Below are 14,823 nucleotides of genomic sequence, written 5' to 3' on the forward strand. Positions count from 1 at the left end.
CGATGTCCTGGGCCGATGCCTCGAAACCGCTGTGGCGCAGCATCACCGGTGAGGTCGTGAACGAGCGGGCCGACCGGCCGCGCGTCGCGCTGCTCACCGTCACCGCGGTCCTGTTCGTGACCTTCCTGGACACCACGATCGTCAGCGTGACCCTCGGCAACGTCCAATCCGACGTGCATGCGGGGGTGGTCTCGCTGCAGTGGGTGGTCAACGCCTACACGCTGGTCTTCGCCAGCCTGATGCTGACCGCGGGCTCGCTCGGCGATCGGTGGGGCCGCAAGCGCGTGATGATCGGCGGGCTGGTGATCTTCTGCGCCGGGTCGGTGCTCTCGGCCGTCGCCGGCGGCGTGGGCGTGCTGATCGCCGGGCGCGCGGTGATGGGGCTGGGCGCCGCGGCCTCCGAACCCGGGACGCTGTCGGTGATCCGGCACATCTTCCCCGATCGCGGGGAGCGGGCCCGGGCGCTGGGAGCGTGGGCGGCGGTGTCGGGGCTGGCGCTGGCGGCCGGGCCCGTCATCGGCGGACTGCTGGTCGGCGCCTTCGGCTGGCGGGCGGTGTTCTGGTTCAACCTGATCGTCGGCGTGCTGGTGCTGGCCGCGGCGGTGCGCTACGTGCCCGAGAGCGCGGATCCGCAGCCGGGACCGGTCGACATCTCCGGATTCGTGCTGGGCGCAACATTTCTGGGCTGCGTGATCTACGCGGGTATCTCGGGCGAGCAGGTCGGGTACGGCGCCGCCTCGGTGCTCACCCTGTTCGTGATCGGTGGCCTGGCGGGGGTCGGATTCCTGCTGGTCGAGATGCGCGCGCGGAACCCGATGTTCGACTTCGCCTATCTGAAGCGGCCTTTGGTGCGCAGCGCGCTGATTGTCGCGTTCGCGGTGTATTTCGGCATCTTCTCGATCTTCTTCTTCACCGCGCTGTATCTGCAGGAGGTGCAGAGCTATTCGGGCTGGAAGATCGCGGGTGTCTTCGCGCCGATGGCCGTGGCGATCATCGTGGGCGCGCTGTTCGCCGGGTTCTGGGTGGCGGTGCGCGGGTCCCGCACCCCGATGATCGTGGGCTGTCTGCTGGGTGCGGCGGGGCTGCTGCTCACACGGCAATTTCTCGGTGTGACAGTGGAATTCGTGCCGCTGGCGTTGTCGCTGCTGGTCGCGGGACTGGGCTTCGGCATCGCGGTGGTGCCGCTGACCTCGGCGGTGCTCTCGGGCGTGCCCGCCGAGCATTCGGGCATGGCGGCCGCGGCGACCAACACCATGCGTCAGGTCGGCGCGGTCGTCGGCGTGGCCGCGCTGGGCTCGCTGGTCAACTCGTTTCTCAACTCGGACTTGACCTCCCGGCTCAACCAGCTCGGGGTGCCGCTCAACTTCCAATCGATCGTGATCGACGCGATCGAGACCGGCAACGTGCCCGCGGGCGGGGATCAGGCGGCCTCGCAGGCCTACGGGCCGATCGTCAACCAGGTCATCAACGCCACCTACGCCGCCTTCCATAGCGGACTCGAGGTGGCCCTGCTGGTTTCGGGCATCATGGTGCTGGTCGCGGCGGTCGTGACGGCGGTTTCGCTACCGCGGCACGATCGTTCGGGGTACGAATACGAGACCTGAGCGAGGCGGGCGATGGCCGGAGCAAGGTCCGGAACGACCCCTCCGCGCCCCGGGCCGCTTGCTCCGGCCCTGTCTCAACCGTAGGAGCGCCGGCGCGTTCGCAGAAGCCCGCTATCCCAGGGGCATCGGTCAGTCGCGCAGCGCCGCGGCCAGGATCGGATCGGCCGCCAGCCCGGGCAGCGATTCGACCAGCGTTTCGATCAACTGCTCGCGGGTGATGGTCTCGGCGCTGAGCCAGCTGAGCGTGACCTCCTCGACGAATGCGATCCAGCCGCGCACCACCAGCGCCAGCCGCGGCCGGGCCGGATCGTCCTGGGGCAGCGGAACTTCGGCCAGGATGCGGGTGGCCAGGGCGGCGCGGGTGGCATCGGCCAGCGCCATCAGTTCGGCGCCGGCGGGCCGGCGCAGCAGGGCCAGGTACGAGGTCCGGTTCTCGCTGGCGTAGTCGACATAGCGCCGCACCGCATCGCGCAGCATGGCGCCCAGCTCGAGGGTGCGGTCGGGGGCGGTGTGGGCCAGCAGTTCGGCATTGGCGTTGGCCACGATCGCGAGGTGGAACTCCTGTTTGGAGGAGAAGTAGTGGAACAGCAGGCCGCGCGAGATGCCCGCCTGCTTGGCGATCTCACCGATGGAGATGTCCTCGAGGGCGCAATCGCGCAGCATCCGGGTGCCGAGCGAGATGAGCTGGTGGCGTCGCTCCTCGGGGCTCAGACGCACCCGTTTACCGGGATCTTTTCCACTCACGCCCCTATCTTACTGAACATGAGTCAATATTGAGCTCGCTCACCCCGCCGGCTCCGCAAGCTCCGCCGGCTCACCATCCCCGTTGTTGACTCGCGATCAATAAGCCCCTACCCTCGGGTACATGAGTCGCAAGGTTACAGACAGCGGTGTCGGTGATCCGGATGTCCGCCACGTGCACATCCTCATCATCGGCAGTGGGTTCTCGGGCCTGGGCATGGCCATCCGGCTCAGCCAGCAGGGTGTCCGGGACTACCTGGTGCTCGAGCGCGGGGGTGATGTCGGCGGTACCTGGCGCGACAACACCTATCCCGGCGCCGCCTGCGACGTGCCCTCGCAGTTGTATTCGTATTCCTTCGCGCTGAACCCGGACTGGTCGCGGTCGTTCTCCCGGCAGCCGGAGATTCAGCAGTACATCCAGGGCGTGGCCGACCGGTACGGCGTGCGCGACAAGCACATCTTCGACTGCGAGATGCTGGGCGCGCAGTGGAGCGAGGCGCGGGCGCGCTGGGATGTGCAGACCAGCCAGGGGGCATTCACCGCCGATATCGTCATCTCCGCGGTCGGCGCGCTGTGTGAGCCGAATCTGCCGGATATCAAGGGCATCAACGAGTTCCAGGGCCAGATCTTCCACTCCGCCCGCTGGGACCACGAGGCCGATCTGAGCGGTAAGCGGGTCGCGGTGATCGGCACCGGCGCCTCCGCGATCCAGATCGTGCCCTCCATCGCGCCGAAGGTGGCGCAGCTGGATCTGTATCAGCGCACCGCGCCGTGGCTGCTGCCCCGCATGGACCGGCCCTACACGCTGCCCGAGCGGCTGGCCTTCAAATACGTTCCGGGCGTGCAGCGGCTGTCGCGGGCGGCGATCTATGCCGCGCGCGAGACGCAGGTCGTCGGCCTGGCGAAGTTCCCGCCCGCGATGCTGGCGCTGGAGACGATCGCCCGGACCAAGCTGCGCCTCGAGGTGCCCGATCCGCAGCTGCGCGAGAAGGTCACCCCGAATTTCCGCATCGGCTGCAAGCGGATGCTCATCTCCAACGAGTACTATCCGGCGCTGGGCCGGGAGAACGTCGATGTGGTCACCGACGGCATCCGCGAGATCCGCTCCGGATCGATCGTGACCGCCGACGGCACCGAGCGTGAGGTCGATGCCATCGTCGTGGCCACCGGCTTCCACGTCACCGATTCCCCGGCGTTCGAGACTATCTCCGGGCGCGACGGCCGCACGCTGGCAGAGGTTTTCGACGAGTCCGGCCAGCAGGGTTACAAGGGGACCTCGATCGCCAACTACCCCAACATGTTCTTCCTGCTCGGCCCGAACGTCGGCCTGGGGCACACCTCGATGGTCTACATGATCGAATCGCAGATCGCCTACGTCGCCGACGCGATCGCCACGATCGATCGCCTCGGCCTGAGCACGGTCGAGGTCCGCAAGGATGTGCAGGACACGTTCAACCGGGAGCTGCAGGGCAAGCTGGTCGGCAGCGTGTGGAGCACCGGCGGCTGCGCGAGCTGGTATCTGGACAAGCACGGCAACAACACCACGCTGTGGCCGGATTTCACGTTCCGCTTCCGGCGGATGCTGGAAAAATTCGACATGTCGGCGTACGAAACGAAAGTGATGGCACAACAGTGAGCAGCGACGCTTATTTCACCGGAAAGGTCTGCGTGATCACCGGTGCCGGTTCGGGCATCGGCCGCGCGCTGGCGGAGAATCTGGCCGGGCGCGGCGCGAAGCTCGCGCTGTCGGATATCGACGCCGAGGGCCTGGCCGAAACCGTCCGCCGCTGTGAGGCATTGGGCGCGCAGGTCAAATCGGATCGGCTCAACGTCGCCGAGCGCGAGGCCGTGCTGCTCTACGCCGATGCGGTGCACAAGCATTACGGCGTCGTGCACCAGATCTACAACAATGCCGGTATCGCCTATCACGGCAACGTCGTCGACTCCGCGTTCAAGGACATCGAACGCATCATGGATGTCGACTTCTGGGGAGTCGTCAACGGCACCAAGGCATTTCTGCCCCATCTGATCGAATCCGGTGCGGGCCACGTGATCAACGTGTCCAGCCTGTTCGGTCTCATCGCGGTGCCCGGCCAGAGCGCCTACAACGCGGCGAAATTCGCCGTGCGCGGCTTCACCGAGGCCCTGCGGCAGGAGATGCTCGTCGAGCAGCAGCCGGTCCGGGTCACCTGCGTGCATCCGGGCGGCATCAAGACCGCGGTCGCGCGCAACGGCACGTACGCCGAGGGGATCGACGCGGCGGGCTTCGCGGCCTTCTTCGACAAGCATCTGGCCCTGCACACCCCGGAAATGGCGGCGCGGACTATCACCGAGGCCGTGGCCAAGGGACAGGGCCGCGTGCTGATCGGCTGGGAGGCCAAGGCATTGGACCTGTTCGTGCGCACCACGGCCTCCTACTATCAGCGCGTCGCCTCCGTCGTGACCCGGCGCTTCCTGCCGTGACTACCTCGGCCTAGTCGCGCCCTGGGCCGATCCCAACGATCCCGCGCCGCCCGCGAGCGAAGCGAGCAGTCGGATACAGCCGGGATCTCGCTCCTGGCGGAGCCGAGCGCTAGCGAGGCGCATGTGGCCCAGCTGCAGGCCGCACTCGTCGCCCCGGCGGCCGCCGCGGTGCGTGAACTCGCGGGCTTCCTCGGCGAATCGCTGCAACCAGCGTAAAACCGGCCAATAGGATAGGTTTCTGGCGGTCTCGAGCCGGGGGAGGGCCCGGTCGCGGCGCACCGGGCGGTCGGGTAGGGGACCGCCGCGCGAGTGGCGTAGATTACTGGCGAGTAAACCACGTGGAAGGGCACCGATGCGAGAGTTCGAAGTCCCGGCTACCTACACCATCCCCGAGGACGTGAATGTCTCTGACAGCGTCTTCCGGCACGCCGAGCGCACGCCCGGCCTGGTGGTGTTCAACAGGCCGGATGGCAAGGGCGGCTGGACCGATGTGACTGCGAAGCAGTTCGCGCAGGCCGTCACGGGCGTGGCCAAGGGGCTGGTCGCCTCGGGCATCGAACTCGGTGATCGCGTCGCCATCCTGGCCTCCACCCAGTACGACTGGGTGGTGCTGGACTTCGCCATCTGGGCGGCCGGCGGCTGTACCGTCGCCATCTTCGACAGCTCCTCGGCCGAGCAGGCCAAGTGGATCCTGCAGGATTCCGCGACCAAGCTGCTGGTGGTGGAGACGGCCAAGCAGCACACAATGATCGGCGAGATCTCCTCGGCGCTGCCGGAGTTGAAAGAGACCCTGCTGCTGTCCGAGGGTGCGGTCGCCGAATTGACCGCTCGCGGCGCGGAGCTGGACGATGCGATCGTGCACGAGCGCCGCGCGCAGGTGAAGGCCGCCTCCCCGGCGACGCTGATCTACACCTCCGGCACCACCGGACGCCCCAAGGGCGTGATGCTCTCGCATTCGAACCTGTATGCCGAGTCCGCCGCGGATCGCTCGACGATGCCGGACCAGCTGCGCGCGGGCAAGCGGTCGCTGCTGTTCCTGCCGCTGGCACACGTCTTCGCCCGCGCGGTGGCCCTCGCGGCCTTCGACGCCGGAGTCACCGTGGCCCACACCGCCGACTGGTCCACACTGGTCGAGCAGTTCGGCCAGTACAAGCCCGACTTCATCCTGTCGGTGCCGCGCGTGTTCGAGAAGGTGTTCAACGGCGCCAAGCAGAAGGCGCACGACGGTGGCCAGGGCCGGATCTTCGACATCGCGGCCGACACCGCCATCGAGTACAGCCAGTCGTTGGAGACCGGCGGGCCGGGGCTGGTGCTCAAGCTCAAGCACGCGGTGTTCGACAGGCTGGTGTATTCCAAGCTGCGCGCGGCCATGGGCGGCCAGTGCAAGTCCGCGGTGTCCGGCGGTGGCCCGCTGGGTTCGCGGCTGGGGCACTTCTTCCGCGGTGTCGGCGTCATTATCTATGAGGGCTACGGCCTGACCGAGACCACCGCCGCCATCACGGTCAACACCCCCGCGCACATCCGCGTCGGCTCGGTCGGGCACCCGCTCCCGGGCCACGGCGCGAAGATCGCCGAGGACGGCGAGCTGCTGGTTCGCGGCCCGGTCGTGTTCAGCGGCTACTGGGGTAACGACGCGGCCACCGAGGACGCGTTCGTCGACGGCTGGTTCAAGACCGGCGATCTGGGCGCCATCGACGACAACGGCTTCGTCGCCATCACCGGCCGCAAGAAGGAAATCCTGGTCACCGCGGGCGGCAAGAACGTCTCCCCGGCCATGCTCGAGGATTCGCTGCGCGCCAACCCGCTGATCAGCCAGGTCATGGTCGTCGGGGACGGCAAGCCGTTCATCGGCGCCCTGATCACCCTCGACCAGGAGGCCCTGCCGGGCTGGAAGGAGCGCCACAACCTCCCCGCGGACACCCCGATCGAGAAGCTGATCGAGAACCCGGACCTGGTGGCCGACGTCGAGGTCGCCGTGGCCGAGACCAACAAGCTCGTCTCGCACGCCGAGGCCATCAAGAAGATCCGCATCCTGTCGGTCGACTGGACCGAGGAGAGCGGCGAGCTCACCCCGAAGATGTCGCTGAAGCGCGCGGTCGTGATGAAGAACTGCGCCGCCGAAGTGGATGCGATCTACAGCTGAGTTTCGCTGTGTGACAACTGAATCCGACGGCCCATCCGCTTGTGCGGGTGGGCCGTCGGCGCTTTCGCTCCAGCGCCACCGAATGCTCGCCGCGCGAGGCTGATTCGCCGGATGTGGCTACTCGGGTTGGTCCCGCCGGGGTGCGGGCCAGTGGGTGGAGCCCAGTTCGCGGGAGATGGTGCGCGCGGTGGTGCGGACGGCGTCGATGGTGGGCACCGGGGCGGGCCAGTCGGTGGTGGGGATGACCACCCCGACCGCGCCGACCGGGGCGCCGGTTCGATCGAAAACCGTTCCGGCGACGCAGGATTCGCCGAGCACGGCCTCGTCGCATTCGTAGGCCACACCCGAGGCGGTGACCGGCTTCAGGTGGTCGGCCAGGGCCGTGACCGAGGTGATCGTCTCGCCGGTCATGCTGCGCAGCGGGCCGGATTCGGTGCGGGGCAGGAACGCCAGGATCGCCTTGCCCAGCGCGCTGGCGTGGGCGGGGATCTCGATGCCGACCTCGGGCATCTGGCGGGTGCCGTCGGGGCGGGGCTCGTGGTGGATGATGACGATGTCGTCGCCGAACAGGACGCCGACGCGCACGGCCAGGCCCGTGCCGCGGGCCAGCTCGTGGGCCCAGGTGAGGGAGCGCGAGCGCAGGTCCAGGGTGTCGAGGTACACGTTGCCCATGCGCAGCACCGCCGGACCGAGCTGATACCGCCCGCCGCCGTACTCCTGCACCACGACGCCGTGGGCCGCCAGGGTGCGGACGATGCCGTGCACCGTGGTGGCGGCCAGGCCCAGCTCGCCGGCCAGCTCCGAGAGCGTCATGCGGCGGGAACCCTGCAGCGCGAACAGGATTCGTACCGCTCGATCGACCGATTGGATCATGCGGACTCCCGTATCCGATGGATCGTGTGGACCGTGCCGGCCGGCGTCGGAAAATCCGCCGCGGTCCGGGTCTTGTGAGCTACGCAACACCCGCGTACTCTTCGAACATCATTCGACATTATCGAATCTAGTTCGAAAATGCATCTGGAGTTTCCCATGGATGGAATGCGGACGCCGCAGCGGCTCGCGGCGGAAGTGCTCGGCACGGCTTTCCTCGTATTCATCGGCGTCGGCGCGGTACCGGCGACCCTCATCGTGAACGGTAACGCGCCCTTCACGATGGCAGACCTCGGCATGATCTCACTGGCCTTCGGCACGGTCGTCGTCGCGACCGCGTACGCGTTCGGTCATGTCTCGGGTAATCACATCAACCCGGCGGTGACGCTGGCCCTGGCACTGACCAGGCGGTTCCCGTGGCGGGAGGTGCCCGCCTACCTGGCCGCGCAGCTGACCGGATCCATCCTGGGATCGCTGGCGATCCTGGGCGTGCTGGGTCGCCGGGCCAGCGAGGTCGGGCTGGGCGTGGCGGCCTACGGGCAGGGCGTGGGCGCCGGGCAGGTCGCCCCGGCCACCGGCGCGTCGATCAATCCCGCCCGGACGCTGGGCCCGATGCTGGTGCAGCAGCTGTGGGGTGGCCACGTCGCCTGGATCCAGGCTCCGGTGTATCTGACCGCTGAATTCCTCGCCGGAGCCGCTGCCGCCGTGGCAGCGTACGGATTGACCCGCATCCATGCCGTCGGAACGGTCCGCGAACCGGCCGAAACCGCCGCGTGAGAAGGAGAGTGCAGTGAAGAAGCTCATCAACGATCCGGCGGACATCGTCGCCGAAGCCCTCGCGGGGATCGCCGCGGCGCATCCCGAGCTGCGGGTCGACGAGAAGAACAAGCTGGTGCTGCGGGCCGATGCGCCCGCGCCCGGCAAGGTGGGACTGGTCTCCGGCGGGGGATCCGGGCACGAACCGCTGCACGGCGGGTTCGTCGGGCCCGGAATGCTCGATGCCGCCTGTGCCGGTGAGGTTTTCACCTCGCCGGTGCCGGACCAGATACTCGCCGCGACCGCGGCCGTCGATTCCGGGGCGGGCGTGCTGCACATCGTGAAGAACTACACCGGCGACGTGATGAACTTCGAGATGGCGGCCGAGCTCGCCGCCGCCGAGACCGGCGCCGAGGTGATGGCCGTGGTCGTGAACGACGATGTGGCCGTGCAGGACAGCACCTACACCGCGGGTCGTCGCGGGGTCGGCGGCACGGTGATTCTCGAGAAGATCGCCGGCGCCGCCGCCGAGCAGGGCCGCCCGCTCGCACATGTTGCGCAGGTCGCGGACGCGGTGAACGCGAACTCGCGCAGCATGGGGATGGCGCTGACCTCCTGCACCGTGCCCGCCGCGGGCAAGCCCACCTTCGAGCTGGCCGAGACCGAGATGGAGATCGGGATCGGCATCCACGGCGAGCCCGGCCGGCACCGCGTGCCGCTCGCCCCGGCGCGGGAGGTCGCCGCGATGCTCGTGGAGCCGATCCTGTCCGATCTGCCGTACACCAGGGGCGACAACGTCATCTGCTTCGTCAACGGCATGGGTGGCACGCCGCTGCTGGAGCTGTATGTGATGTACAACGAGGTGGCGCGGATCCTGCGCGGGCACGGGGTGGTCATCGCCCGCTCGCTGGTCGGCCCCTACATCACCTCGCTGGAGATGGCCGGATGCTCGGTCACCCTGACGAAGGTGGACGACGACCTGCTGAACCTGTGGGACGCGCCGGTGCGCACGCCGGCCTTGCGCTGGGGAGTATGACAATGACGGATCTCGATCCGATCCGGTGGATGCGCGAATTCGCCTCGCTCGTCGACGAGAACGCCGACCGCCTCACCGAACTCGACGCGGCCATCGGCGATGCCGATCACGGCAGCAATATGCGCCGGGGGACGGCCGCGGTCGTCGCCGCCTTCGACGAGGCCGCACCCACCGACCCGGCCGCCGCGCTGAAACAGGCGGGCATGGTGCTGATCCGCTCGGTCGGCGGCGCCAGCGGCCCGCTGTACGGCACCTTCTTCCTGCGGGCCGCCGCGGCCTGCGGCGAGAATGCCCTGGGCACGGCGGATTTCGCGAAGGTGTTCCGGGCCGGGCTCGACGGCGTGGTGGCGCGCGGCAAGGCCGAAGCGGGCGACAAGACGATGTTCGACGCGTTGGCGCCGGCGGCGGATGCGCTGGATGAGGGCCTCACGGCCGGAGCGGATCTGGGCGACGCGCTCGATGCCGCGGTGGCGGCCGCCGAGGCGGGCTGCGCGGCGACCATACCCATGCAGGCGCGCAAGGGGCGCGCGTCCTATCTGGGCGAACGCAGTGTCGGACACCAGGATCCGGGCGCGACCAGTGCTGTGTTGCTGGTCCGGGCGGCGCGCGGGGCGGTGCGGTGATGGGCGTCGGCGGGCGAGTTGATGACTGTCCGGCGCTTCGCCCGGACTGCCGCGCAACGGATTCGGTGCGGTCCGGAACCCGCGGGCTCCGGCTGATGGGCGTCGGCAAGCGAGTTGAGGATTTTCCGGCGCCTCGCCCGGACTGCCGCGCAACGGGTTCAGCGCGGATCGGAACCCGTTGGCTGCGGTGTCGGTGCTCACGGCCGGGTGAGTGCCGCTGCCGAGCGGGTGAGTTCGCTATCGACCCGGTTGATACGAGGTCGTCCCGAGTGTCCGGGCCGGGGCGGACCGTGCCCGCCGCGGGGTGGTGCCCATGATCGGCATCGTCATTGTGTCCCACAGTAATCCGCTGGCGCGGGCCGCTGTCGCGCTGGCGGGTGAGATGCTGCACGGCGCGCCCGTTCGCATCGAGATCGCCGCGGGCCTGGACGAGACCACCCTCGGCACCGACGCCGTCGCCGTCGCCGAGGCCATCGCTGCCGCCGATTCCGGCGACGGCGCGCTGATCCTGATGGATCTGGGCAGCGCCGTGCTCTCGGCCGAGCTGGCCTTGGACCTGCTGGAATCTCCCCATCGGACGCGGCTTTGCGCGGCGCCCATCGTCGAGGGACTGATTGCCGCCGCGGTCTCCGCGGCCGGCGGCGCCGACCTGGACGAGGCCGCCGACGAGGCGGACAATGCGCTGCTGGGCAAGCGGGTTCAACTGCAGCAGGACGTTGCCGCGGTCGGCGCGACTTCCGTGCGCTCGGGCGCACTGCGCGAATCCGACTCTGCCGCAGAGAGTTCCGGAACCCTCGGCGCGTCTCGCGGGCGCGATGCTGTGCGGTCGGCCGAATCCGCGAACGGCTCCGGCGGTGATATCGAGGACAATGCCGGCAGTGCGGTGGCGACCTTCCGGGTGACCAATGCGCACGGCCTGCACGCGCGCCCCGCATCCATGCTGGTCGGTGCGATCCGCGGCCGCGAGGTGCGGGTGCTGCTGCGCAACCTGACCACCGGCGCGGGACCGGCCTCCGGCATCAGCCTCACCCGGGTCGCGGCGCTCGGGGTGCTGGCCGGGCACGAGGTCGAGATCTCCGCGACCGGTCCCGACGCCCGGGCGGTCGTCGACCGGGTTGTCGCGATGGCGGAGGATCGATTCGGCGAGGAGCCCGCCGAGGGGTCGTCACTCGATCCGAGTGCAGGCCCGGGGCACGGCATCGCGATCGCGGCGACGGAATCCGATGCCCGCGACACCGCTGCGGATCGGATCGCGGTGACGCGCAACCGGATCGGCGCCGAGGGTGCCCCGATGCCGGGAGAGCGGTCCACGAGCGCGGCGGTGGGCATCGACGGCGTGCCGGCCGCACGAACCGCGGGCCCGTTCCCGGCGTCCGCGGGAATCGCGATCGGGCCCGCCTGGCGGCTGGACACGGTCGAATTCGAGCTGCCGAGAGATCCTGCCGGGGACCCCGACGCCGAACGGGATCGGTTGGACGCCGCGATCGCGCAGGCCCGCGACCGGATCGAAGCCGATATCGACCGCGCGGACGCCTCCGGGCTCGCCGGACCCGAGGCCGACATCTTCCGGGCGCATCTGCTCCTGCTCGACGACGACGAGCTGATCGGCGAGATCCGCGCCCGGGTGGCCGGCGGCGCGGCGGCCGAGAGTGCCTGGGCTGCCGTATTCGACGATGCCGCAGGCGAATTGGCGCGCCTGCCCGACGAGTACCAGCGGGCGCGCGCCGCCGACATCCGCGCGGTGCGCGATCAGGTGCTCATGGCGCTGTTCGGCCACAGCGGCGACACCGTCGGCCGCCCCGGCATTCTGGTCGCGGCCGAGCTGACCCCGGGCCAGGTGGCGGCGCTGGACCGGGAGATCGTCACGGGAATCGTGCTGGCCGAGGGGAGCCCGACCGCACACAGCGCCATCCTGGCCCGCTCCAAGGGAATTCCCGCGATCGTCGGCGCCGGACCGCGCGTGCTCACCGTGGCCGAGGGGACCACGGTGGCATTCGACGGCGGCACCGGGCTACTGGTCGTCGATCCCGACCCGGGCACCCTCGCGGAATTCACCACTCGCGCAGCCGAACAGCGCGAGCGGCAGCGCGTCGCGGACGCGGCGGCGCGGCTGCCGGCACACACCCTCGATGGGGCGGAGATCCACGTGGCCGCCAATGTCGGCAGCGTCGCGGACGCGGCCGACGCCGTGCGGGCCGGCGCGGATCTGGCCGGACTGGTGCGAACCGAATTCCTGTTCCTGAACCGGGACCACGCACCGACGGTGGAGGAACAGGAGCGGGTGTACCGGGAGATCGCGCGCACCTTCGGCGATCGCCGGGTCATTTTGCGAACCCTCGACGTCGGCGGCGACAAACCGCTGCCGTACATCCGGCAGCCGCGCGAGGCCAACCCCTTCCTGGGGCTGCGCGGAATCCGGCTCGCCCTGGCCCATCCTGCGCTGCTGCGCGATCAGCTGCGCGCGATCGTCCGGGTCGCCGCCGACCATCCGGTGAGCGTGATGTTCCCGATGATCAGCGTGGTCGAGGAGGTCCGCGCCGCCCGGGAGTTACTGAACGAGCTTGTCCCGCAGGATCTTTCGATCGAGCTCGGCATCATGGTCGAGGTTCCCGCGGTCGCCGCCAAGGCCGCGGCGTTCGCACCCTACGTGGATTTCTTCAGCATCGGCACGAACGACCTGACCCAGTATGCGCTGGCGGCCGAACGGGGTAACGACACCGTTGCGGCCCTGGCGGATCCACTCGACCCCGGTGTGTTGCGCCTGATCGACCAGGTCTGCCAGGGCGCGGGGGACACCCGGGTCGCGGTCTGCGGTGAGATCGCCGCGGATCCGGCCGCGATCCCGCTGCTACTGGGCCTGGGCGTCACCGAACTCAGTGTCGCCCCGCCGGCCGTCGCGCTGACCAAGGCGGCCGTGCGCGAGCTGCCCCTCGCCGAGTGCATGACACTGGCCAGGTGGGCACTCACGCTCGAATCGGCCGCGCAGGTCCGGGCGTTGATGAAACCGGACCGAAGCACCGAGCCGTCGCCGGGGTGTACGGGTTGACGACGAGGGCGCCGCGGGGCGCCGGGCTCGCCATCCCGTGACATCGGAGGATTACCGGATGTCACGGGGTGGCCGGGCCCCCGGATCGATTACCCGACCGGTCCTTGGGCGAGGGTGACCTGCCCGGACTGGCTCTGCCCGTTCGGATCGGTGTACCGCAGCGTCACCTTGTCGCCGGGGTGATGCTGGTCCATCGTATTCGTCAGCGCCGTTGCGGAATCCACGTTCGTGCCGTTCACGCCGGTGATCACGTCGCCGGGGACGATGCCGGCCTGCGCGGCCGATCCGCCCCGGAAGACGTTGCGCACCAGCGCGCCCGCGCCGTTGGCGTCGGCGACCCCGACCCCGAGGAAGGCCGACTGCCCGATGTGGATGGTGCCGGAGGCGTTTCCGGACTGGATCTGCTTGGCGATGCCGACCGCCTTGTTGATCGGGATGGCGAAGCCCTGACCGCCGGTCTGCTGCCCGTTCTGGATGCCGATGCCCGGCCCGCCGGGCACGCCGAGGTGGAAGCCCTGCGCGGCCGACGCGGCGGTGTCGATGCCGACGACCTGTCCGGCGCTGTTGATCAGCGGGCCACCCGAGTCGCCCTCCTGAATGTTCGCCGCGACCTGGATGAGCCCGGTCAGCTGCTCGGCCGTGCCCGCACCGGCGTCGGACGCGGTGACCGACTGGTTCAGCGCGGTGACCTGTCCGGCGGCCGCGGTCGGGGTGCCGGTGCCGCCCGCATTGCCGACGCCGACGATGCTGTCGCCGACCGAGATCTTGTCCGAATTGCCCAGCGGCGCGGTCTGCAGGCCCGAGGCGCCCGACATGCGCACCACGGCCATGTCGTTGGTGCGGTCGTAGCCGACGACCGTGCCCGCATAGGTCTTGCCGTTGCCAACGTCGGTCACCGAGATCTTGGTGGCGCCCTCCACGACGTGGTTGTTCGTGAGGACCTGGCCGTTGGGGCTCAGCACGATCCCGGTGCCCGCGGCGGTGCCGTTCTGGTATCCGAGTTCGGTGTTGATGATGACGATGCCCGGGACGACCTTGTTGACCGCGGCGGTGAGATCCGCCGAACCGGTCTGGTTACCGATGGGCTGGGTGACGATGCCCGGCGATTGCGCCATCGGCGGGATCGACGACGTCTCGTGCACGGCGAATCGCCCGGCCACCAGGCCGATACCCACCGCGACGGCGAGCACGAGCGCGGCCACGGCGGCGAAGTTCCGGCCATGGCGCGGCCCGCGGCCGTTCTGGGGCGGGTACGGGCCGGGAGGTGCTCCGTACGGGCCCGGTTGCTGCCCGGGCCAGCTCCCCTGATTCGGATACACGGTCATCACGTCCTTTTGGTCAGGAACCCTCTGGATCCATTAAGCGCGCAATTCCTGAGAGGCAGCTGGGGAGACACCGTGCAACGACCACGGTGCGTGGAATCACACGCTTTGGCTACGAACGCCGGGCGCCCCCGGGTTCATCCGGGGCGGGCAGGGGTATTTCTGACGAATCCGTGACGACCCGGGTTCCGGTCCCGCGAGCCGGTCTCGGCGGTGGAA

At 69.4% G+C, this 14,823-nt stretch carries 11 protein-coding genes; 8 read left to right on the forward strand and 3 right to left on the reverse strand.

Going from position 1 to position 14,823, the window contains the following annotated elements; all coding sequences use genetic code 11:
• The first annotated feature begins 2 nt into the window (after positions 1–2).
• A complete protein-coding gene (locus KO481_RS17715) occupies positions 3–1,604 on the forward strand; it encodes an MFS transporter (protein ID WP_215918253.1) in 1,602 nt (533 codons plus the stop codon).
• A 129-nt stretch (positions 1,605–1,733) separates the two neighbouring features.
• Here the strand turns inward: KO481_RS17715 and KO481_RS17720 are convergent, their stop codons facing one another.
• Complete coding sequence (locus KO481_RS17720) at positions 1,734–2,348, reverse strand: TetR/AcrR family transcriptional regulator (RefSeq protein ID WP_308166658.1); 615 nt, start codon at positions 2,346–2,348, stop codon at positions 1,734–1,736.
• Positions 2,349–2,469: 121 nt separating this feature from the next.
• Between KO481_RS17720 and KO481_RS17725 the strand changes: the two genes are divergently transcribed.
• From KO481_RS17725 to KO481_RS17735, 3 genes are all read left to right on the forward strand, one after another.
• Entirely contained in the window at positions 2,470–3,981 is a 1,512-nt protein-coding gene (locus KO481_RS17725) for a flavin-containing monooxygenase (RefSeq protein WP_215918254.1), read from the forward strand.
• Positions 3,978–4,808, forward strand: coding sequence for an SDR family NAD(P)-dependent oxidoreductase (locus tag KO481_RS17730; protein WP_215918255.1), 831 nt, complete (start codon positions 3,978–3,980; stop codon positions 4,806–4,808). The genes KO481_RS17725 and KO481_RS17730 overlap by 4 nt, the downstream gene beginning before the upstream one ends.
• Positions 4,809–5,160: 352 nt before the next feature.
• Positions 5,161–6,951, forward strand: a complete 1,791-nt coding sequence (locus tag KO481_RS17735) for an AMP-dependent synthetase/ligase (RefSeq protein ID WP_215918256.1) — start codon at positions 5,161–5,163, stop codon at positions 6,949–6,951.
• Between the two features lie 117 nt (positions 6,952–7,068).
• On the opposite strand, the gene KO481_RS45010 is transcribed toward KO481_RS17735, so the two are convergent.
• Positions 7,069–7,824: an IclR family transcriptional regulator gene (locus tag KO481_RS45010; protein WP_215918257.1), complete on the reverse strand. Its 756-nt coding sequence runs from the start codon at positions 7,822–7,824 to the stop codon at positions 7,069–7,071.
• Positions 7,825–7,980: 156 nt separating this feature from the next.
• Here KO481_RS45010 and KO481_RS17745 point away from each other — a divergent pair, with 156 nt between their 5' ends.
• The 4 genes from KO481_RS17745 to ptsP all read left to right on the forward strand — a co-directional run bounded on the left by KO481_RS17745 (position 7,981) and on the right by ptsP (position 13,282).
• Positions 7,981–8,598: an MIP/aquaporin family protein gene (locus KO481_RS17745; RefSeq protein ID WP_215918258.1), complete on the forward strand. Its 618-nt coding sequence runs from the start codon at positions 7,981–7,983 to the stop codon at positions 8,596–8,598.
• Positions 8,599–8,611: 13 nt separating this feature from the next.
• Entirely contained in the window at positions 8,612–9,613 is a 1,002-nt protein-coding gene (gene dhaK / locus KO481_RS17750; protein WP_215918259.1) for a dihydroxyacetone kinase subunit DhaK, read from the forward strand.
• A gap of 2 nt (positions 9,614–9,615) precedes the next feature.
• Positions 9,616–10,236 carry a dihydroxyacetone kinase subunit DhaL gene (gene dhaL / locus KO481_RS17755; RefSeq protein WP_215918260.1) on the forward strand — a complete coding sequence of 207 codons (621 nt, stop codon included), beginning with the start codon at positions 9,616–9,618 and terminating at the stop codon, positions 10,234–10,236.
• 313 nt (positions 10,237–10,549) lie between these two features.
• Positions 10,550–13,282 (forward strand): phosphoenolpyruvate--protein phosphotransferase, encoded by a 2,733-nt coding sequence (gene ptsP, locus KO481_RS17760; protein WP_215918261.1) that lies wholly within the window; start codon positions 10,550–10,552, stop codon positions 13,280–13,282.
• Positions 13,283–13,371: 89 nt separating this feature from the next.
• Here the strand turns inward: ptsP and KO481_RS17765 are convergent, their stop codons facing one another.
• Positions 13,372–14,607 (reverse strand): S1C family serine protease, encoded by a 1,236-nt coding sequence (locus KO481_RS17765; RefSeq protein WP_215918262.1) that lies wholly within the window; start codon positions 14,605–14,607, stop codon positions 13,372–13,374.
• Between the last annotated feature and the right edge of the window lie 216 nt (positions 14,608–14,823).

It is taken from the genome of Nocardia albiluteola, assembly GCF_018860155.1.
Taxonomy (GTDB): domain Bacteria; phylum Actinomycetota; class Actinomycetes; order Mycobacteriales; family Mycobacteriaceae; genus Nocardia; species Nocardia albiluteola.